23 protein-coding genes are annotated in these 19,172 nt (G+C 61.4%); 13 read left to right on the forward strand and 10 right to left on the reverse strand.

Translation table 11 applies throughout. The features are described from left to right. The first annotated feature begins 71 nt into the window (after positions 1 to 71). From FF80_RS19280 to FF80_RS19290, 3 genes are all read left to right on the forward strand, one after another. Positions 72 to 857: an SDR family oxidoreductase gene (locus FF80_RS19280; RefSeq protein WP_035103332.1), complete on the forward strand. Its 786-nt coding sequence runs from the start codon at positions 72 to 74 to the stop codon at positions 855 to 857. Between the two features lie 62 nt (positions 858 to 919). After that, the gene (locus FF80_RS19285) at positions 920 to 1,444 is read left to right on the forward strand and encodes an MgtC/SapB family protein (RefSeq protein WP_052153778.1); all 525 of its coding nucleotides are present in this window, start codon (positions 920 to 922) and stop codon (positions 1,442 to 1,444) included. A gap of 549 nt (positions 1,445 to 1,993) precedes the next feature. Next, positions 1,994 to 3,688 (forward strand): hypothetical protein, encoded by a 1,695-nt coding sequence (locus tag FF80_RS19290; protein ID WP_035103334.1) that lies wholly within the window; start codon positions 1,994 to 1,996, stop codon positions 3,686 to 3,688. Here FF80_RS19290 and FF80_RS19295 read toward each other — a convergent pair whose 3' ends face one another. The 3 genes from FF80_RS19295 to FF80_RS19305 are packed head-to-tail and all read right to left on the reverse strand — an operon-like array spanning position 3,689 to position 6,711. Continuing rightward, a complete protein-coding gene (locus FF80_RS19295; protein ID WP_035103336.1) occupies positions 3,689 to 4,021 on the reverse strand; it encodes an SMR family transporter in 333 nt (110 codons plus the stop codon). 31 nt (positions 4,022 to 4,052) lie between these two features. Further along, positions 4,053 to 5,393, reverse strand: a complete 1,341-nt coding sequence (murD, locus tag FF80_RS19300) for a UDP-N-acetylmuramoyl-L-alanine--D-glutamate ligase (protein WP_035103339.1) — start codon at positions 5,391 to 5,393, stop codon at positions 4,053 to 4,055. Continuing rightward, positions 5,383 to 6,711, reverse strand: a complete 1,329-nt coding sequence (locus FF80_RS19305; RefSeq protein ID WP_152558439.1) for an endonuclease domain-containing protein — start codon at positions 6,709 to 6,711, stop codon at positions 5,383 to 5,385. The genes murD and FF80_RS19305 overlap by 11 nt, the downstream gene beginning before the upstream one ends. 149 nt (positions 6,712 to 6,860) lie before the next feature. On the opposite strand from FF80_RS19305, the gene FF80_RS19310 reads away from it, so the two are divergent. Both FF80_RS19310 and FF80_RS19315 read left to right on the forward strand, forming a co-directional pair. After that, positions 6,861 to 7,274 carry a YciI family protein gene (locus tag FF80_RS19310; protein WP_035103341.1) on the forward strand — a complete coding sequence of 138 codons (414 nt, stop codon included), beginning with the start codon at positions 6,861 to 6,863 and terminating at the stop codon, positions 7,272 to 7,274. Positions 7,275 to 7,402: 128 nt separating this feature from the next. Next, positions 7,403 to 8,224, forward strand: coding sequence for an NlpC/P60 family protein (locus FF80_RS19315; protein WP_035103343.1), 822 nt, complete (start codon positions 7,403 to 7,405; stop codon positions 8,222 to 8,224). Between the two features lie 45 nt (positions 8,225 to 8,269). Here FF80_RS19315 and FF80_RS19320 read toward each other — a convergent pair whose 3' ends face one another. The 3 genes from FF80_RS19320 to FF80_RS19330 form a co-directional block, all read right to left on the reverse strand. Continuing rightward, positions 8,270 to 9,883: an ABC transporter substrate-binding protein gene (locus FF80_RS19320; protein ID WP_244445841.1), complete on the reverse strand. Its 1,614-nt coding sequence runs from the start codon at positions 9,881 to 9,883 to the stop codon at positions 8,270 to 8,272. Positions 9,884 to 10,024: 141 nt separating this feature from the next. Continuing rightward, on the reverse strand, positions 10,025 to 10,876 hold the full coding sequence (mepA, locus tag FF80_RS19325; protein WP_244445834.1) for a penicillin-insensitive murein endopeptidase: 852 nt from the start codon (positions 10,874 to 10,876) through the stop codon (positions 10,025 to 10,027). 425 nt (positions 10,877 to 11,301) lie between these two features. Further along, positions 11,302 to 12,189 carry a LysR family transcriptional regulator gene (locus FF80_RS19330; protein WP_035103348.1) on the reverse strand — a complete coding sequence of 296 codons (888 nt, stop codon included), beginning with the start codon at positions 12,187 to 12,189 and terminating at the stop codon, positions 11,302 to 11,304. 94 nt (positions 12,190 to 12,283) lie between these two features. On the opposite strand from FF80_RS19330, the gene FF80_RS19335 reads away from it, so the two are divergent. Genes FF80_RS19335 through FF80_RS22295 form a run of 7 tightly spaced genes read left to right on the forward strand, consistent with a single transcriptional unit; the run spans position 12,284 to position 15,783 of the window. Next, positions 12,284 to 13,492: an MFS transporter gene (locus FF80_RS19335; RefSeq protein WP_035103350.1), complete on the forward strand. Its 1,209-nt coding sequence runs from the start codon at positions 12,284 to 12,286 to the stop codon at positions 13,490 to 13,492. Positions 13,493 to 13,502: 10 nt separating this feature from the next. Then, on the forward strand, positions 13,503 to 14,600 hold the full coding sequence (locus FF80_RS19340; protein ID WP_035103352.1) for an alpha/beta hydrolase: 1,098 nt from the start codon (positions 13,503 to 13,505) through the stop codon (positions 14,598 to 14,600). Then, positions 14,600 to 14,812 (forward strand): hypothetical protein, encoded by a 213-nt coding sequence (locus FF80_RS19345; protein WP_035103354.1) that lies wholly within the window; start codon positions 14,600 to 14,602, stop codon positions 14,810 to 14,812. The genes FF80_RS19340 and FF80_RS19345 overlap by 1 nt, the downstream gene beginning before the upstream one ends. Further along, positions 14,809 to 15,282 carry a cyclophilin-like fold protein gene (locus FF80_RS19350; RefSeq protein WP_035103356.1) on the forward strand — a complete coding sequence of 158 codons (474 nt, stop codon included), beginning with the start codon at positions 14,809 to 14,811 and terminating at the stop codon, positions 15,280 to 15,282. Before FF80_RS19345 ends, FF80_RS19350 begins: the two co-directional genes overlap by 4 nt. Continuing rightward, the gene (locus tag FF80_RS22035) at positions 15,279 to 15,437 is read left to right on the forward strand and encodes a hypothetical protein (protein WP_160172865.1); all 159 of its coding nucleotides are present in this window, start codon (positions 15,279 to 15,281) and stop codon (positions 15,435 to 15,437) included. The genes FF80_RS19350 and FF80_RS22035 overlap by 4 nt, the downstream gene beginning before the upstream one ends. Before the next feature lie 44 nt (positions 15,438 to 15,481). Then, the gene (locus FF80_RS22290; protein WP_244445835.1) at positions 15,482 to 15,595 is read left to right on the forward strand and encodes an SDR family NAD(P)-dependent oxidoreductase; all 114 of its coding nucleotides are present in this window, start codon (positions 15,482 to 15,484) and stop codon (positions 15,593 to 15,595) included. After that, positions 15,592 to 15,783, forward strand: coding sequence for an SDR family NAD(P)-dependent oxidoreductase (locus tag FF80_RS22295; RefSeq protein ID WP_244445842.1), 192 nt, complete (start codon positions 15,592 to 15,594; stop codon positions 15,781 to 15,783). The genes FF80_RS22290 and FF80_RS22295 overlap by 4 nt, the downstream gene beginning before the upstream one ends. Here the strand turns inward: FF80_RS22295 and FF80_RS19360 are convergent. Next, positions 15,780 to 16,178 carry a VOC family protein gene (locus FF80_RS19360; protein ID WP_035103358.1) on the reverse strand — a complete coding sequence of 133 codons (399 nt, stop codon included), beginning with the start codon at positions 16,176 to 16,178 and terminating at the stop codon, positions 15,780 to 15,782. The genes FF80_RS22295 and FF80_RS19360 overlap by 4 nt on opposite strands. Before the next feature lie 104 nt (positions 16,179 to 16,282). On the opposite strand from FF80_RS19360, the gene FF80_RS19365 reads away from it, so the two are divergent. Next, positions 16,283 to 17,047, forward strand: a complete 765-nt coding sequence (locus tag FF80_RS19365) for a YafY family protein (protein ID WP_081917553.1) — start codon at positions 16,283 to 16,285, stop codon at positions 17,045 to 17,047. Positions 17,048 to 17,219: 172 nt separating this feature from the next. Here the strand turns inward: FF80_RS19365 and FF80_RS19370 are convergent, their stop codons facing one another. The 3 genes from FF80_RS19370 to FF80_RS19380 are packed head-to-tail and all read right to left on the reverse strand — an operon-like array spanning position 17,220 to position 19,157. After that, positions 17,220 to 17,864, reverse strand: a complete 645-nt coding sequence (locus FF80_RS19370; protein WP_052153781.1) for a flavin reductase family protein — start codon at positions 17,862 to 17,864, stop codon at positions 17,220 to 17,222. Then, positions 17,864 to 18,664: a GntR family transcriptional regulator gene (locus FF80_RS19375; RefSeq protein WP_081917554.1), complete on the reverse strand. Its 801-nt coding sequence runs from the start codon at positions 18,662 to 18,664 to the stop codon at positions 17,864 to 17,866. Before FF80_RS19375 ends, FF80_RS19370 begins: the two co-directional genes overlap by 1 nt. Continuing rightward, positions 18,657 to 19,157: a nucleoside deaminase gene (locus FF80_RS19380; RefSeq protein WP_035103360.1), complete on the reverse strand. Its 501-nt coding sequence runs from the start codon at positions 19,155 to 19,157 to the stop codon at positions 18,657 to 18,659. The genes FF80_RS19375 and FF80_RS19380 overlap by 8 nt, the downstream gene beginning before the upstream one ends. Positions 19,158 to 19,172 lie beyond the last annotated feature (15 nt).

The raw sequence follows: 19,172 nt of genomic DNA on the forward strand, positions 1-19,172 counted from the left end.
GTGGCGAGATAGCTGTGCCCGACCTCGTGGTTCGACAAGCTCACCATGAGGTCTCAGGGAGCGAGGACAACATGGATCTAAATCTGCGCGACAAGGTCGCTGTCATCACCGGCGGTACGGTGGGCATTGGGCTGGCTGTCGCCGAGGGGCTGGCGGCCGAGGGGGTTAACCTGGTGCTGGTTGGTCGCGACAAGCGGCGGGGCGATGATGCGGCAGCTAGCGTCGCCGACAGGTTCGGCATTATCGCCACCGCCATCAGCGCCGATGTGGCCACCGCCGAAGGCTGCGAGGCGGTGATCAAGGGCACGGCCAAGGCGTTTGGCGGGGCCGATATCCTGATCAACAATGCCGGGACCGGCTCGAACGAGACCATTGCCGAGGCCGACGACGCCAAGTGGCAATATTATTGGGACCTGCATGTGATGGCCGCCGTGCGGCTGGCGCGGGGGCTGGTGCCGGGCATGAAACAGCGCGGCGGTGGCGTGGTGCTGCACAATGCCTCGATCTGTGCGGTGCAGCCGCTGTGGTATGAGCCGATCTACAACACCACCAAAGCGGCCCTGATGATGTTTTCCAAGACGCTGGCCAATGAAGTGGTCGGCGACAATATCCGCGTCAACACCATCAACCCGGGTCTGGTGCTGACGCCCGATTGGATCAAGACCGCCAAGCAGATTGCGGGCGAAGATGGCTGGCAGGCACATTTGCAGGGCGTGGCTGACGAGGCGGGCGGCATGAAGCGCTTTGCGACGCCTGAGGAATTGGCGAACTTCTTTGTCTTCATGTGTTCGGACAAGGCGAGCTATTCGACCGGCTCGACCTATTTCGTCGATGGCGGCTGGCTCAAGACGGTCTGAGCGCGGAACCCAAGGAGCGGTCTTCCGGTTGTGACGGCAGCGTCACAACAAGGGCCATTGCAATGGATGTCGGCAACGCCGTCGGATTCGTCGATACTTATCTTCCCCAGCACATCATTGCCATTCGCCTGGTGATCGCGGCCATTCTGGGCGCCATGATCGGGTTCGAGCGGGAGTGGAACACGGCCGAGGCCGGGCTGCGCACGCATATCCTGATCGCGGTGGCGGCCACGCTGTTCACGATCCTGGCGTTCGAGATATTCCACACCATCCAGGGCGAGGGGCATTCCAATCCCGATCCGATCCGCGCCGTCGAGGCGGTGACCGCGGGCATCGCCTTTCTTGGCGCCGGGGCGATTTTCCGGCGCGGTGGCGGCGTGCAGGGGCTGACCACGGGCGCCGGCATGTGGCTGGCGGGCGCCGTCGGTGTTGCGGTGGCCTTGGGCTATTACCTTATCGCGCTGGGCGTAGCGGTGCTGGCGGTGATGATCCTGGCCGTGTTGCGGGCCTTTGCCCATCATGTGGTGGGGCGCGATGCGCAAAATCCTGCTGCCAAAGGGCCGCGGGGAGAAGCAGATGGAGATTGATGGTGCGCGCCGAGGGACATGCGCGCTGCCGATCCTGCTTCTCCCCCCGTACGATCAGCGACCGGGAGGTGTCGCGACCGCGCCCTGTTGCCAAGCCCCCTTGGAGTAGGGCCGGCACGCCGCTCCGGCGCAGGTGCAAGCTGCCGGAGGGGGAGTAAATGGCGGGAAGGGAGCTTGGGAATGCAAGGCCGGCCCGAAGGCAGATCCTGCAGCATTCCTTCCCGCCGTGGCATGCAACCTGTGGACGCAGGGATTGCATGCCAATTGAGCTGGACACGGGTTTCGCATCCAGAAACAAAAGAGAATCGGCCACACCGTCGGGGAACGGAGGGCCGAGCTAGTCCTGCATGGTCAAGAATGTCCGCGGAGACGCCGCATCACCGCAAACCAGGTCACGCTTCAACGGAGCGCTGACGGGCTGGCTATGCGTGAAGCGGGGGCGGGGAAACAGGCAAAACGGGGTAATACCCGGGTAACATTCGCTTGCGTTTTACATGTAAAGGCACACAATCACGCCCGTTTTTCGGGAGGTGTGCTGTTCTTCGTCCTGTGCCAGAGCGCGACCAGATCGTTTCGGCTCTCGATCATCTGCTCGAGTGGCCCGAAATCGCGCGTTCGCCGCAGCTGGCCAGGTTTGCCAGCTATATCGTAGAGCGCACGCTGAATGGCGAGCAGCAGGCCATCAAGGCCTATTCCATCGCTGTCGATGTATTTGGCCGGCCCGCCGATTTTGACCCACAGGTGGATCCGATCGTGCGCGTGCAGGCGCGGCGGCTGCGGGCCTTGCTCGATAGCTATTATCAAGGGCCGGGCGCGACCGAGCCGGTGCGGATTTTGCTGCCGGTCGGGCGCTATGTGCCTGAATTCCATCTGGCCGATGCGCCGCCTGAAACGCCGATTGCCCCGGCTAAGGTTCCGCCTGTTGCGCCGCCGCGCGGCGGCATAATCCTTTGGTCCGTGCTGGCGGTGATCGCGCTTGGCGCAGGGGCGCTTGCCTTTTGGCTGTCCGGCGGGCAACCGCGCCAGGATGGGCAGAGTTCGGTGGCCGGCGCGGTGCAGCGGCCCAGCATGGGTGTGTCGGAATTCCAGAATCTGATTGGGCAGGGGCGCAGTCCGTTGTCGGTTTCGGGCCTGGCCATCGAATTGGTCACCGATCTTGATGCCTTCGAGACCATGGATCTGTATTACGACGACGGCCTCGGTTCGCTCGATGCTGCCCCGGTCCCCGTCGGCTTTGCGCTGAGCGGCATTGCGCGGGTGGAGGCCGATGCGGTGCAATATAGCGCCATCCTCACCGATACCCGCACCAGCGACATTGTCTGGAGCCAGGTGATTTCGCTGCCGGTGGCGCAGGCCAGCGAACCGCTGGCGCTCGATGAAGTCTCGCGGCGGCTGAGTTTGGTGCTGGGCAGCACAAGGGGGCCGGTGCATACAGCGGCGCGGCAATTTCTTGCCTCCGGTGTGCCGCTGGCGGGCAATGAAAATCTCTATCTCTGCCGGGTTGCCTTCGATCTGTATCGCGATACGGGCAGCTCCGAGGCGGGCGAGCGCGCCAAGCTGTGCTTTGCCGGCCTGCCCGATGGCGAAAGCGGCGCGGCGGGCGTGCTGGCCGCAGTGGCGAGCCTGATCGCGGAAACAGGAAATGGCGCGGGCAGCGTGGAGAACTATCGCATGGCGCAAACGGGCATAGAAATGGCCATCGCCGCCGCACCGGTCAGCGCCTTTGTCTGGGAGCAGCAGGCGCGGCTGTTTGAGGGCATAGGCGAGCAGGACCGGGCGGAGACTGCGTTCGGCTCGGCGGTGCAGCTCAATCCGGCCAGCGCCGATGCCTTGGCGGGCTATGCGCGGGTATTGGCCTTTGGCGGGAACCTCGAAAAAGCGGGATCGCTGGCCGGGCAAGCGATAACCGGTGCGCCCAATCCGCCAGCCTGGTATTTTGGCGTGCCGGCTCTGGCGGCGCTGCGAGACCGGGACTTTCCCACCGCCATTGCCTATGCCGAAATCTATGCTGCGGCCGATCGCGAACTGGGGCCGGTGCTGGCGATCATGGCGGCGCAGGAGGCCGGGAACAGTGCGGTGGTCAATCGCTACCTGCCGCAAGTGCTCGAGATTGCCAGTTTCCGGGCGGCGGGCGTGTTGCCGCAATTGCGCAAGCGTATCAGCGATGCGGGCCTATTGGGCCGGATCGGCGCGACATTGGCGGCGGCGGGCGTGTCACCCGCGTCGCTCAATGCCGCGTTCTGATCAATGCGCCGATGATTGCGAGAACAGGTTGATCACCAGCACCCCGGCCAGGATCAGGCCGATGCCGATCAAAGCGGGCAGGTCCAGCGTCTGCCCATAGACGAAATAGGCGATGATCGAGACCAGCACGATGCCGACACCCGACCAGATGGCGTAGCCGATGCCGACAGGAATGGTCTGCAGCGCCAGCGAGAAGAAATAGAAGGTGATGCCATAGCCGACCACCACCACGATTGTGGGGACGAGCTGGGTGAAGCCGGCCGAGGCGCGCAGGAAGGACGTGGCGATCACCTCGCCGACAATGGCGATGGTGAGATAGATCAGACCGGGCATGGCCGCTCCAGGAGCTTGAGGGATGTGGCTGCTAATCTATGGCGCGGCTGAGGTCCCGCAAATCGGGCTTCTTTGCTTCCGGCTGGCCAAAGATGGCTTGTGCGAGGCCCACAAATCGTACTCCACGTTCCTCGAAATTCTTGAACTGGTTATAGGACGGCGCCCCCGGCGAGAGGATGACCGCGTCGAATCGCTGGCGGCAAGCGTGCAGCGTCTGCATGGCGCTGGCGAGGTCCGGTTGGGCCAGTACGGTGATATCGGGTGCGGCCGCTCTGGCTGCCGCAGCGAGGCGGGCGCCGGTGACGGGCAGGCAGGCCAGCGTCGTCACGCCATAGCCGGCAAGAAGGCTCGCCAATTCGGTATAGTCCTGCTCGCGCTCATGCCCGCCGGCGATCAGGGCAATGCGGAAACCCTTATAGGCGGCGAGCGCCGCCTTGGTGGCTTCGGGCGTGGTCGAGATCGAGTCATTGACGAAAATGGTGCCGCCGAACTGATGTTCCTCCAGCCGATGGGGCAGGGGCACGAAAGCCGCAATCCCGGCCACCACGCCCTCAATACTCGCTCCGGCGGCCAGGGCGATCTGGGCGGCGAGGCGGGCATTGTCGACATTGTGGCTACCCTTGAGGCGCGAGCCGATGGCGGCCTTGTCGATGGCCGTCAGCTCGTCCGGCGTCAGCTCGCGCAGCAGGCGACGGTGATCGCGAACGGCATGGGCGACCAGCGCATTGCCCTTGGCGCCGGCGCCCAAAGCCACCGGAAAGCTGCCGTCGCGATCGATCAGGTGCAGCTTGTCGTGGAAATAGCGGTCCACCGAGCCGTGCCAATCGACATGCTCGGGATAAAGATTGGTGACGGCCGCGATGTCGGGCAGGAAATTCATATCGGCGGTCTGGTAGCTCGACAATTCGAAGATGACGACGGGATGCCGGCCGGCAATATCGAGCGGAGCGACACCGACATTGCCCGCCAGCCCCGCATCGATCCCCGAGCGGGCCAGCATCAGATGGGTCAGCGTGGCGGTGGTCGATTTGCCCTTGGTGCCGGTTATCGCGATCACGGTGCGGCCATGGCGATAGGTGGCGCCCCAAAGGTTGAGGTTGGACGTCACCGGAATGCCGGAATGGCGAGCGATATCGAAGACCGGCTTATAGAGCGACACGCCCGGGCTTTTGACGATGAGGCCGAAGCTATGGTCGCGGATGGCCATGCCCAGCTCGTCAGCCGCAATCTGCTCGGCGCCGGGAATGTCGGCCTGCCCGCTATCGACCGTCACATAGAGCTTGAGCTCGGGCTGGCGCGCCTTAAGGAAGGCGGCGGTGGAAATGGCCTCGCGGCCCGCGCCATAGAGCAGAACGGGTTCTTCAAACCGCATAGGCGGCCACCTTGGCGGCAAGCGCCGGGGGGATGTGATGGTCATGGCTATCGGTCAGGCATTCGGCCATGGCGGCCTGCAGCTTGGGCTCGCCATATTGGGCAAACAGGTCCGCCTTGACCGCGCGCACCACAGCCGCCTCATGCCAATCGGCATGGCGGGTGAGCGTATAGAGGCACGCTGCAGCTTCGAGGATTTCGCCCACGCATTCCCAAGGCTTTTGTCCGGCAAGGCCCGAGAGTTCGCGGAATGAGGCTTCGTTATCGAGGTTGTCCAGCAGGTTCTTGCCGAAGATCGACAGCAGGCGATCCTTGGCCATGAACGGGGCAAAGATCAGGAAGACGAAATGGCATTTCGGGCATTCCCCGCACCAGAGCGGACCGTCATTGCCGGTGAGCCGGAAATTGCGGTTGCAGCTGGAAAACACCCGATCGAACTTGGTTTCGTGGGTGAAGAGCGAGGCGATCCGCGCCTCCGAATAGGGGCGGAGCAGCGAGTAATATTTGAGTGCTCCCCCGGTAGCGTCGGACAGGATGGAGGCAATCAGCAGCTCGAAGCCAAGGGATTTGGAATATTGGTGATTGGTCTCGCGGCCGTCGAAGGTGACATTGCCCTCGCTGGCCGAGCGCTCATTGGACAGCACGATCTGGTTGAAGCCGAACAGTACGGCGCAGAGCGCGGCGATCATGGAATTGATCGCGGTGGAGGGGACATGGCCATTGTAATAGCCCGGTTCCTTGGAGAGCCGGATCATCTCGGCGTCGAGCGTGCGGGTGACATAGACCGGCTGGATGCCGATCTTGTCGACCGAGGTGACGATCGGGCCCTTGGGATTGACGGCAAAGGGCGTGAAATCGAGCCCGACAGCGGTCAGCAGGTCAACGCTGACCAACGAATCCTTGCCCCCGCCAATGGGCAGCAAAGCACGGTCGGGCAGGGCGACAATCGGCTTGATGGCTTCGGCATTATGGGGGGCCGAAATGGTGAGCTTGCCGAAGCGAGCCAGATTATTGCGGGCATAGAATTCACCCAACCCGTTCTCATAGACGTCGATAGCAAAGGCGCGCTCGGCTTCGCTCAGCGCGATATTGGGCGCGACGATCTCGAATGGCGCGCGCAGCTTGAAATAGCTGACGCCCAGCACAATGGCGGTCAGATCGAGCAGCTTGGCGAAAGCGGGGCTAGTGGCCTTTTCCGCATCGGCAGGGGGCAGGGTCAGGCTTTCGGTAAAGCTCTTGCCGCCCAGGCCATAGGTGAAAACGGCCTGGCCCGTCGCCGGATGGAAGGTTGGGCGCTCGATGAGAAATTGTTCGGTCACGGGGCTGATCACTCGCGGATGGTGCCACTCATATAAGTGATTTGCTGGCGTGGCGGGAGTAGGGCGCTTGCTCTGTGTCGAATCCTGGCCATGCTGTTCGTCGTGTGGTTGAAGCCGGAACAATCCGGCATGACAGAGGAGACGGAAAAATGCGTGTCATAGTTTTTGTCAAGGCCAACCAAGACAGCGAAGAAGGGGTAATGCCCACCACGGAAATGCTCGAAGCCATGGGCAAGTTCAATGAACAGCTGGCCGAGGCGGGCATCATGAAAGCCGGTGAAGGATTGCAGCCCTCCAAAAAGGGCAAGCGCATCCTGTTTGACGGTTCCAGTCGCACGGTCATTGATGGCCCCTTCACCGAAACCAAGGAATTGGTGGCCGGTTTCTGGATCTGGGAGGTCAAGGACATGGACGAAGCCGTGGCCTGGGCGCGGCGTTGCCCTAATCCAATGGAAGGTGGCGGCGTGCTCGAAATCCGGCCGATGTTCGAAATGGACGCATTCGGCGACGCGATGACCCCCGAAGTGGCCGAAATCCACAACCGGGTGCGCGACAAGATTTGAGGTTGGTCTGATATGGCTCGTCGTGGCTGGCAGTGACAGAATGCGATTGTTGAGCTAGCGTCCGCGCATGTGCAATCACGTCTTCATGACGAGCCAGCGAGCCATTTATACCATGTCGAGGGCCCGCTTTGCCTGATCCCCGCCTGACCCTGGCCCGCGACGGGATTGCTGCCCGATCGCTGGAAGGGATCGTCCCGGCCACCCGCTATGTCGACACCAATATGCGCCAGACGACGGTGCCGTCGGCCTCCTTGCGCCGCGCGCCGTCGCTTGGTGCCGAGCAGCTTGATCAAGTGCTGTTTGGCGAACTGTTCGAGGTGCTGGACGAGGCGGATGGCTGGGCCTTCGGGCAGGCCAAGCGCGACGGCTATGTCGGCTATGTCGAGGCCGTGGCGCTGGGCGCGGTCTCCAGCGCGCCGACCCACTGGGTGCGGGTGCTTCGCAGCTATGCCTTCAGCGCGCCCAGCATAAAGGCCGTGCCCAGCGGGCTCTATTCCATGAATGCCATGATTGCCGCCGAGGGGCAGGAGGGGCGCTTCGTAAAGACGGCGGGCGGCTGGTTTGTAGAGGAGCACCTGGCGCCCATCGACCAGGCCGAGACCGATTATGTGGCCGTCGCCGAGCGCTTCGTGGGCACACCCTATCTCTGGGGCGGACGCGAGAGCCTGGGGCTCGACTGTTCCGGGCTGGTGCAACAGGCATTCTACGCCAGCGGAAGGACCTGCCCGCGCGACAGCGACCAGCAGGCGGGAATGGGCGAGCCCATCGAGACACTGGCGCGCGGCGACCTGGTTTTCTGGCGCGGCCATGTGGCGATGATGATCAACCAGGCTGACATCATCCACGCCAATAGCTGGCACATGGCCGTGGCCGTCGAGCCTCTGGCCGAGGCCATTGCGCGCATCAGCCGCATGGGTGGCGGTGAACCGACGGCGTTTCGACGTCCCTGAGCCGAGAACGCGCGTTAGCGCGTCCTCGCTTGTGTTCAGTTGAGGCTATTGCGCGACCGGCCGCAGTGCCAGCAGCTGGAGCAGGCGGCCCGGATTGGCATTGGAAATCACCGGCGAAACGATGGGATTTTCCGCGCTAGCCCAGCCGGTGAAGCGCTTGGTGCTGTACTGGTAGAAGGAGGGGCTGTTGTAGACGGGGATCACCGGCATGGCCTCCGCTACCTTGAGCTGGATGGCGTCCATGATCGACTTCTGCTCGGCCGGGTCCTTCACCTGGGTATATTTGTTGAGCATTTCGACCACTTCAGGATCGGTCCAACGCTGGGCCGAGGTCCGGCTCTTGCCGAAGTCGGCGGGGTTGAACGAGCGAATATAGGGGAAGTACGGATTGGCGGACGACCCTATCGCGTTGAGCGACATGGAATATTTCGCGCCGATCAGGTCGGAGGCCCAGACCGATTCCTCGGGTGTGCTCATCTTTACGTTCAGGCCCGCCTCTTTCAACGTCTCGATGGCGATCTGAGTGGCGTCGATCCAGTCTGTCCAGCCATTGGGGATTTCGATGTCGATGCTGATTGGCGTGCCGTCGGGATTGTCGCGGAAGCCATCGCCATCCTTGTCGACATAACCCGAGGTCTCGAGCAGAGCCACGCCGGCATCGAGGTCGAACTTGCCATATTGGCCGAACTGGGTGGCGACTTCGGGATTGCCGAAGGCCTTGTAGAATTCGCCCAGCATGGAGGGGTCTTCGTTGATCACCGGATAGCCGTAGCCGGCAATGTCGATAATGGTCTGCCGGTCGATCAGCATGCTGACCGCACGGCGGAAATTCACGTCGTTGAAGGCTTTCCTGTTGTTCTCGTCGGGGCTTTCGAGGTTGAGCGTAAACGCGACCAGGCTCGAGGGCAGGAACCAGTATTTGTTGTGTTCGGGGTCCTTGGCCACGAATGTATTGTCGATATCGGGAATGAAGCTGGTCGCCCAATCGAGGGTGCCATCGGCGAGGGCCGAAAGGACCTGCGGATTGTCGGCCAGCTGGGGCAGCCGCATGCAATCGACCTTCAGGCTCTCCGCATCCCAGTAATTGGGATTGCGGCATTGCTCGTAGACCTGGGGCGTGAAGCGGGTGATCTCGGTGAGGGGGCCCGAGCCGACCGGGGTCTCATTGGCGAAGGTGACCGGATCGGCGATATCGCTCCAGATGTGCTCGGGTACGATCGGCATGGCCACGATGGTGGTGGCGATCAGCGAATTGGGCTGCACCAGGTTGAAGCGGACCGTGCGCTCGTCGACCTTTTCCACCGATTGCATCAGCGGCGCCACCGAGTTGAAATCGAGCGCCGGGAACTTCTTGAGGTAATCATAGGTGAACACCACGTCATCGACGGTGATGGGTTCGCCATCGGACCATTTGAGCCCGTCGCGCAGGGTAAAGCTGATCGATTTGAGATCGTCCGCCAGTTCGAAACTTTCCGCGAGGCGATATTCCCACTTGTTGCCGGCCAGCCGATTGAAGATGGCCAGCGGCTCGTAGATGAAATCCTTGGTGGTGGCGCGGGCAGAGGTCTGGTTGAACGGATTGAAATTGCGCACCCAGGTCGTGGTCTGTTCGGAACTGGCAGTCAGCACCACCTGGGCGCTGGCCGGCACCGTGCCCATGGCCAGCACCAGGGCGGACGCCGCCAGGATCACTTTATTCTTCAGCACTGTTTTTCTCCTCTGCATCTGCACATCGCTGGAGCGATGCCGTTCATTTGAAGATCGGCCCAAATCCGGAGTCGAGGCAAGAGCCAAACGCCCTCATTTTGCCCGGAGGACAGCTGTGCAGGCCTGGGGCAAATCCGCCAGCGTCAGCGGCGGGGCCGGCGGGCTGGTGCTCGGCTGGTAGGGAGCATCGGTAAACCAGTAATCGAGCTCGGTGCCGCAGCCGTCTCCGGGTGGCACCACGTCCTGGTCCACGCAGGACGAAGCCCCAGTTGGGCAGGCAAGCCGGACATGGATGTGGTCGTCATGACCATACCAGGGGCGGATTTTGCCAAGAAAACTGCGGTCCCGCCACCTTGTCTCGCAGAGCGAGCGCTTTATGCCGGGCGCCACGAAGATGCGGGCGACACCCGGCAATTGCGCCGCGCGATAGATCAGCAGGCGCTCGGCTTCGCCGAACCGCCTTGGATCAACATCGCGGCTGCCCGGCTTGAGTACCGAAATCGCGGATAGTTCCTCGCGTTCCTTGGCGCTCAGCGCGTTGCCCGGCATGGGCTGCAGCCAGAGATCGACATCGAGTCCGATCTGATGGGAAGCGTGCCCGCTTTTGGCCGGTCCGCCGCGCGCCTGCCCCATATCGCCGACCAAAAGGCCCGGCCAGCCATCCTGCGCCGCAATTTGCGCGAGCGCGCCGATATAGTGGACCAGCTCGGGCGCGCCCCAGCGGCGATCGCGCGACAATCGCATGGCCTGCCAGCCCGGCCCATCCGCCGCCAATTGCACCGCCCCGGCAATGCAGCCCTTGGCATAACTGCCGATCGGCACCGAGGGGCCGCCGGTCGGACTTGTCACCGCACCAAACAGGTCGCGCGCCGGCTGTTGCCCATGCCCGGGCGCAGCGAGCAGGACGAAGGCAATGGATATGGCACCCAGAAAGCGGAGCAGCATCATTGGTACCCGGCCGTGAATCACACCTCACTATAGCGCCGAACGCGCGCGCTGTTAGCGTTCGACAGATTTGGCTTACTGCGGTAAAAATTCTTTAGTAAAATCAACAATGTCACCCTTCGGTTTGGCTCAAAATGACGATGCTGTTCGCTTTTGTATGGCTCAACAGAGCACTTGCGTGATCATGCTGACAAAATAAAAGCCCCGCAGGTGCGGGGCTTTTATAACGAGATGACCTGGCTCACCTTCGAAGGCGGTGTGTATCCCGCCTCAGATAGAACATCCCTTTGACGAGCGGCTTTTGAAACGCAGGTTTCACTCCAGCTTCCAGCGCCGCGAATTTAACGAGGCGCGGATCCATCTTCAGCTTCGCTGACAGGGAACGGGTGCTGGATGAGTTGCTGGCACGGATTGAAGGCACCGGCCTATATGCGCAGCGCGTTCATGACAACCGAAAACGCCGGTGAATTTTGCCGCTTGCTGGGGTAGTATAAATAGTAGCCTTGGAAAAAAGGCGACCAGTCATCAAGAACCTGGACGAGGCGGCCGCTCGCAATGTCATCGAGCACAAGGTTCTCGGGTAGATAGGCAATGCCGTAGCCGCTTTTTGCAGCGGCAATCTGCGCATATGAGCTGTTAAAAATGAACTGCCCATCCACTCGCACTCGAAGCTCGCGCCCCTCTTTTTCGAACTCCCAGGCATAGAGGCCTCCTGACCTGATATGGCGTTGGTTGATGCAATTATGACCAACCAATTCCTGGGGATGCTGTGGGGTGCCACGCGCCTCAAAATAGGCGGCCGATCCCACGGCAACCAATCGCCAGTCGGGGCCGATCCGTACCGCGATCATATCCTTGTCCAGGCTCTCGCCAAGACGCACGCCAGCATCGAAGCGCTCTTCGACGATGTTGCGGAAGCCATTGTCAGCATTCAATTCGATCGTGATGTCGGGATAGTCTTTCATAACCGGCTGCAGCTTCGGCCAGACAACGCTTTCCAAGGCGTGATCGGAAAGAGTGATGCGCACAGTTCCGGAAGGCTTGTCCCGGATCTCCAATACGGCATCGATGTCGTGCTCGATCTCAGAAATTCGCGGCGCCAAAGAGCGCAATATCTTCTCGCCGGCTTCGGTCGGTGACACGTTGCGGGTGGTGCGGGTGAGAAGTCTGATGCCCATTCGCGTTTCAAGGCGCTTGATGGTGTGGCTCAGCGTGGATTGCGACGTGCCGAGCCTGGCGGCCGCTTTGGTAAAGCTTCGCTCTTCGGCAACTGCCATGAACCAGAGCATATCCATCAGATCTTCGCGCTTCATACTGCATAATCCTTCGATTTATGTCGGGATGCAATAAGTCTTAGCCGATTGCTGGGACTAATCGAGGAAGCGGTCATCATTTAATTACAGCGGCATGACACAGCACTCAGCCGCTACCTACGATGAAAACCTTGTCCGGAACCCCGCTGCCTGGAGCGCAGTCCTGTCGATGTCGCTCTGCGTAGCGGTGTTGATTGCGTCTGAATTCATGCCGGTGAGCCTTCTAACGCCGATCGCGGCCGAGCTGGGCGTAACGGAAGGCCAGACAGGGCAGGCGATCTCTATCTCGGGCCTGTTCGCTGTTGTGACAAGCCTCTTCATTTCGGGCCTGACGCGCCAGCTCGACCGCCGCGTCGTGTTGCTCGCCTTCTCCGCATCCCTGGTCTTATCCGCCGCGATCGTCACCTTCGCTCCCAATTATGCCGTGCTCATGGTAGGCCGCGCCCTGCTGGGCGTCGCGATCGGCGGCTTCTGGTCGATGTCTACGGCGATCGTCATGCGCCTCGTGCCGGCAGATTCGGTGCCCAAAGGCCTCGCGATGATCAATGCGGGCAACGCGATTGCGGCGACGATTTCGGCACCGCTCGGCAGCCTGCTTGGTGACTATATCGGCTGGCGTGGCGCCTTCTTCCTGGTCGTGCCGCTCGCTCTCGTGGCTCTGCTCTGGCAGTGGGTCAAGCTGCCCTCGTTGCCACCAGAACGCGCCGAAAGCTCTCCCAATGTCTTCCGGCTCCTGCTTCGTTCGCAGGTGGCCCTTGGCATGGCCTCGATCTTCCTGCTGTTCATGGGCCAGTTTGCGCTCTTCACCTATCTTCGGCCATTTCTGGAAACCGTCACGGGCGTTCCCGTGACAACCCTGTCGCTGCTCCTCCTGCTGATGGGGCTTGCCGGTGTCGCCGGCACTTACCTGGTCAGCAGGCTGCTGCAAAACCGCCTGTTCAGCATTGTCGGCACGATCCCGCTCGTCATGGCCGCGATCGCCCTCGGGCTGATCGCCTTCGGAACCTCGACCGTCTTAACCGCGATCATGCTGGTCGCATGGGGCCTCTTTGGCACCGCTGCGCCTGTTGGATGGGGCACCTGGCTCAGCCGGTATCTGGCCGATGACGCCGAAGCCGGCGGCGGTCTGCAGGTCGCAATCATCCAACTCGCTATCACCATGGGCGCGGCCCTCGGCGGCGTCCTGTTCGACACGGCAGGATGGTGGAGCACCTTTGCCTTCGCCGCTGCCACTCTGGGCGCCTCGTCGCTCCTAGCGGTCGTGGCCTGGCGCTCAACCCTCAAACTCAACCAAACCTCATAGGAGATTTCAGATGAGCAATTTCGACAATGAAACCGACTTCTCACAGGCAGGCATGTCCCGGCGCAATCTCCTTCAGGCAGCCGGTGCCGGCGCCATCGCGGTGAGTGCACTGGCGATCGCCGGGCTACCAGCTGCAGCGCAGGAAGGACTCACTATGACGACCGATTGGGACAAGGTTTTCCCGAAAAGCGAAAGCGTTGATCACCGTAAGGTCACGTTCAAGAACCGGTACGGCATCACGTTGGCGGGTGACCTCTATTCGCCTCAGGGACGCTCGGGTGAGCGCCTCCCGGCAATTGCTGTGAGCGGCCCCTTCGGGGCGGTCAAGGAGCAGTCGTCGGGCCTTTATGCCCAGACCATGGCTGAACGGGGTTTTATCACCCTGGCCTTCGATCCGTCCTACACCGGCGAAAGCGGCGGCGAGCCACGCAACATCGCATCGCCCGATATCAATACCGAAGACTTCAGCGCAGCCGTCGATTTTCTCGGCCTGGAACCTTCCGTTGATCGCGAACGGATCGGCATCATTGGCGTCTGCGGTTGGGGCGGTATGGCTCTGAATGCCGCTGCGATCGACAAGCGCATCAAGGCGGTTGTGGCGAGCACGATGTATGACATCAGCCGCGTCTCAGCCCATGGCTACAACGACAGCGTCACCCTGGAACAGCGCACCCAAATGCTGGAGCAGTTGGGCGAGCAGCGTTGGAAGGACGCCGAAGCTGGAGTTCCGGCATACGGCCCCGCTTCGAACCAGCTCAAAGGCGGCGAGCCTCAGTTCATGGTCGACTATGCCGACTACTACAGCACGCCGCGTGGCTATCATCCGCGTGCGGTGAACTCGGGCAACTCCTGGGCGATGACCTCCGGTCTGTCCTTCATGAACATGCCGCTCCTGACCTACATCGCCGAGATTTCGCCTCGTCCAACTCTGTTGGTTCATGGCGAAAATGCGCATTCCCGCTACATGAGCGAGACGGCGTATGCAGCTGCGGCAGAGCCGAAGGAGCTCATGATCATCCCGGGCGCCAGCCACGTCGATCTTTACGACCAGATGGACATCATTCCCTTCGACAAGCTGCAATCCTTCTTCGAGCAGCACCTGGCCTGATGTCAGCCCCGCAGCGCATGAGCCTGCGAAAGTTCTGGTGCCGCACCTTCGGGGGCGGCATTGGGACCCAATTCGACTGGCTGGCTATCAGCATGACCGGAGGCTTCAACGAGCAGGCCTACGGCGGCAAGCCGGTCAGGGACGGCCAGGAGAAGCCCTCCTTGCTCCCGTACAAGGACACCTCCAAAGCAAAACTGGAGCCGCCTAGATGAGCAAAAAGCCCATTTTGATCAACCGCCGCGCCTTGATCGCCGCCGGCGTTGCCACAGTTCTATTGCCCTCCCTGGCGAAAGCCCAACAGGGGAATGAACCGGCAGGCCAGAGGAGGACCGACATGAAAATCAGGATGACGTTCGGCAGTCAAACCATGATCGCCACCCTGTACGACAATCCGTCCGCGCGGGACTTCTACTCGATGTTGCCACTCGATCTCACGATCGAGGATTTTTCGAGCAATGAGAAAATCGTGCACCTGCCGCGAAAGCTCACGGAAGAGGGCAGCGGGCCGTTCGAGAATGAACAGCCTTACGACCTTTGCTATTTCAAGTCCTGGGGCAACCTGGCGCTGTTTTGCGCCCCCTACGAGCATACCGGTCTGATCCGCCTTGGCCGCTTTGATGAAGGCTATGAGGCCCTCCATATCAGGGGCGAATTTCCAGTCCGTATCGAGCCGGTCCGATGAGCAAGCGCATTGTGGCTATCGCACGAAAGATCGTTCACGCCTGGCAGCGCAAACGGGTTTTGAAGACCCTGCGGCGCGAGCTGGATCATCGCGGTCTTGCCGACTTTGGCCTCAGCAGAACGCCGGGGCCAACGGACTTTACCTTCCAGCGGTGACCGGCGCGAGCTGACACCAAAACCCAAATGAAAGAGCTCAAAAAATGATCAAAGACAAAGTTGTGCTCATAACCGGCGCTTCGTCGGGCATCGGCGAAGCCACTGCGAAGCTGCTCGCCAGCAAGGGGCGAAAGTCGTTCTGGGTGCACGCCGTATAGATAAACTCAAAACGATCGCTGCCGAGATAGAGCGCAATGGCGGGCAGGTCGCTTTCCAGGAGCTGGACGTCACCAAGCAGTCGGACAATGACGACCTGGTGATGCTCGCCAAGGAAAAGTTCGGCCGGGTCGATGTCACGTTTCTGAATGCCGGCCTGATGCCCAACTCCAACTTTCTGCCCTCCTAACGTGATGCGAAACGCGCTTTTGCTGCATCGATAAAAGGCATAAACAAGCTGACCGCAGAGCCTTCAGGATCGCGAACCTGGAAGGTGCGATTGCCCCAGGGCAAAAGCTTGGGCTCGTGGACTATCTCAGCTTTATCTTTGAGCCTTTCGAATGCAGCGTCGATGTCATCGACCATAAATTCGAGGATTGCGGTGCGGTTGGCGCGCGGCTCCGAGCTTCCCGGACTGAACAATGCGACCGTCTCCGCGCTCCCGATGGCGAGTGTGCCGGCAGAGGTGACAATTTCGGCGAACTGTGGCGCCAGCCAGGCGGCGGTTGTCTCCGTGACCATCTCATAGAAGGCCACCATGGTTTTGATGTCAGCCGCGATGAGACGGACGGATGCGAACTTCATGACGTTTCCTTTGATACTGGTCGGATTGTTGACGACGGCTTGCGCATGGCCGGCTTGTAGCGCAATCCTGTTGCCACCATTATGTCAGCAGGTGTCATGAGGTCGTGCGTCGCGCAGAACGCCTTTTTCAGATCATTCAGATATTACGCCGATCGAGCCGGCCAGTGACGGGCGCTGCGCTGGCCGCCGAGCTGGAAGTGTCCGCACGCACCGTCTACCGCGATATGGCGGCCTTGATGGCGCAACGGGTGCCGATCCAGGGCGAGGCAGGGTTCGGCTATCTTTTGGCGGACGAATACGACATGCCGCCGTTGATGCTGACCCCGGCAGAGCTCGAGGCCATTGTGCTCGGAGCGCAATGGGTGGCGATGCGCGGTGACCCGCAGCTTTCACCTGCTGCCTACGATGTTCTTGCCAAGATCGTAACGGCTGTTCCGGCTCACCTGAGACCGTTTGTTGCAGAGCCGAGCACGGCGGCGCAGCCGCCTCTCGGTGCATCGGCAGAGCAGGCGGATACGGCAATGATGCGGGACGCGATCCGGAGGCGAATGAAGGTTCGCCTGATCTACCGCGCTGAGCAAGACAATCGGACCGAACGCACGATCTGGCCCGTTGTGCTTGGTTATTCGGACACCAGCTGCGTCCTTATCGCATGGTGCGAGTTGCGGCAGGGCTTTCGCCATTTCCGCACCGATCGGATAGAAACCGTCGAGATACTCGACCAGCCCGTCTCGGAGTCCCATGGCGTGTTGCTTAGGCGATGGGCGGCGTGGCGGTCTGCGGAACTTGCACAGGGCAACGCCGAGGCAAGCTTCAGAGCTGACCGCCGACAAAAACAACTGGATGGAAGGCGAGACCAACCTGCCTGACACCGACGAGCGCTCGGAGTCCATGGATCTGCGGTTCAGATATTCGTCGCGTTTTCAGAGGCTGCCTGCCCACCCCCCAGGCACAAACAGTGCTGAAGAGTCTCAGGCCCCACGGCCAAAATTGCATCCTATGCCCCGCCAGGCCGAGCAAGTAACGGCAATATCGGGCCTCCTACACCGTAGGTGTGAGCATCTCAAAGCGATCTCGGATCGTGGAGCAGGTGTCGCCGCCGAGACGGGCAATGGTATCCATCCTTCCCGCGTCGACGTGCAACCGATCGTCCACGATACCGCCCGCGTAATGGGCATAGACGATCTCGCCCATGATGATCTGACGCGACTTCCCCAACTCCAGCGTCAGATGCCGCCGACATTCGAACGCCGCAGGGGCTTCGGCTATCCAGGGAGCGGCGATCTTTACGCCAGGCATCGCCGTTAGGCCGGCCCGCTTGAGTTCGTCGACGTCACGAGGGTATTTTGCGGCGCATACATGCATGGCTTCGGCTATGGACATGGAGACCATGTTGACCGTGAAGACTTCGGTCATCCGGATATTGTGGGCGGTGTCTTTGAACGACATGTCCGGCTGGAACTCGACTCCAAGCGCCAGGATGGGCGGATCGGCAGACAGGCAATTGAAGAAGCTGAAGGGTGCTGCGTTGACACGCCCTTGCTCGTCGACGGTTGTGACCAGTGCAATTGGCCGCGGCACCACCGTGCCGATCATGAGCTTATAGCGCTCGCGGGCAGTCAATTCGCTGAAATCAAAGGTGGTGCGGGCAGATTGTGGTTCCGCCGTTGCGGTTATGTCGAGCATTATTGAGCCTCCCTCACCAGCTTAGCGTAGGGAGCGAGCAGATCCCGGATGTCGCGCTCCGGCTTGCTCTCCAGCTGGGCACGGCTGGCGACGGCCGCCAGATGCGTATCCATTAGCCGGTCTGCGGCTTCCGCATCACCGTCGGAGAGCGCTTGGATGATGTCGCGGTGCTCATCGGCCCCGCACTGTGCCGAATGCGGGCGTCCATACATGGCCAGGATCAGCGAGCAACGCGAGATCACTTCGGTCAAATACCGTATGAGCAGGGCGTTCCCAGTCATCCGAACCAGAACCAGATGAAACTCACCCGCCAGCCGGATCGACTCAGGCTCGTCAACGTCTGCCGCAGCCTCCTCCTTGTCGACCAAATCATGCAGAGCCTTGAGCTCCTTCGGGCTCAATTTCCCGGCTAGCAAGCCGGTTACGATGCTCTCCAGCCCTCGCCGCACGATGAAGATGTCGCGGCCCTCTTCCAGCGAGGGATTGGCGACGAATGCGCCCTTGTTCGGTTTCAATTCCACAAGTCCTTCCACGGCCAGGCGTCCAAGCGCCTCCCGGGCTATGGTGCGACTGGTTCCGAATGTCTCGCCGATGGCGTCTTCCGGCAGACGCGCTCCGGGCCGCAATCGTTGTTCGATGATTGCCTGGCGCAGCGCTTCCTGGACCGCCTCGGTACGCGATGCCGGGGCAGCTTTGGTCAATGGATTGCGGGCGGTTTCGGGTGGCCCCTCGCCCTTGGCGGTGGGGTCGTTGACCGAACGGGCCGCCAGGACCTGTAGATCTACCTTTTTGTCAGCCATTGGATTTCCTTGCGGTCGCCCAGGCGACCAGAATGTCACTGGCTTGCCTATCAAGATGCTGCTGCGAGGGGATCAACCGGTCCCCGACCAGAGCACCGGCCTGGCTTCGCAGGCGGTCGACATCGATGGGATGACGATGCGTCTTAGTCAATCCCTCGAATGCCTCGCCTGTCTGGCTCATCGAGGCCGCGTAGTAGAGCGCGGAAATACCCGCCACTTCCATGGTGGCGACGCACATCGGACAGGGCTCGCAGCTGGTGTACATTTCGGCGCCGCTGAGATCGACAGTCGACAATTTCCGACAGGCGTCACGGATCGCCTCTACTTCGCCATGCGAGGTCGGGTCGAAATGCGCCAGAGAATGGTTGAGACCTTCGCCGACAATCCGGCCGTCGCGGACGACGACGGCGCCAAAAGGTTCAGTTCCCGCTATTCCCAATGCCGTCCCGGACAGTTCGATCGCGCGCTGCATGAAGGCTTCGTTGTAGGTCATAGTTCCTCCGGTCTG

It is taken from the genome of Devosia sp. LC5, assembly GCF_000735585.1.
Classification (GTDB): domain Bacteria; phylum Pseudomonadota; class Alphaproteobacteria; order Rhizobiales; family Devosiaceae; genus Devosia.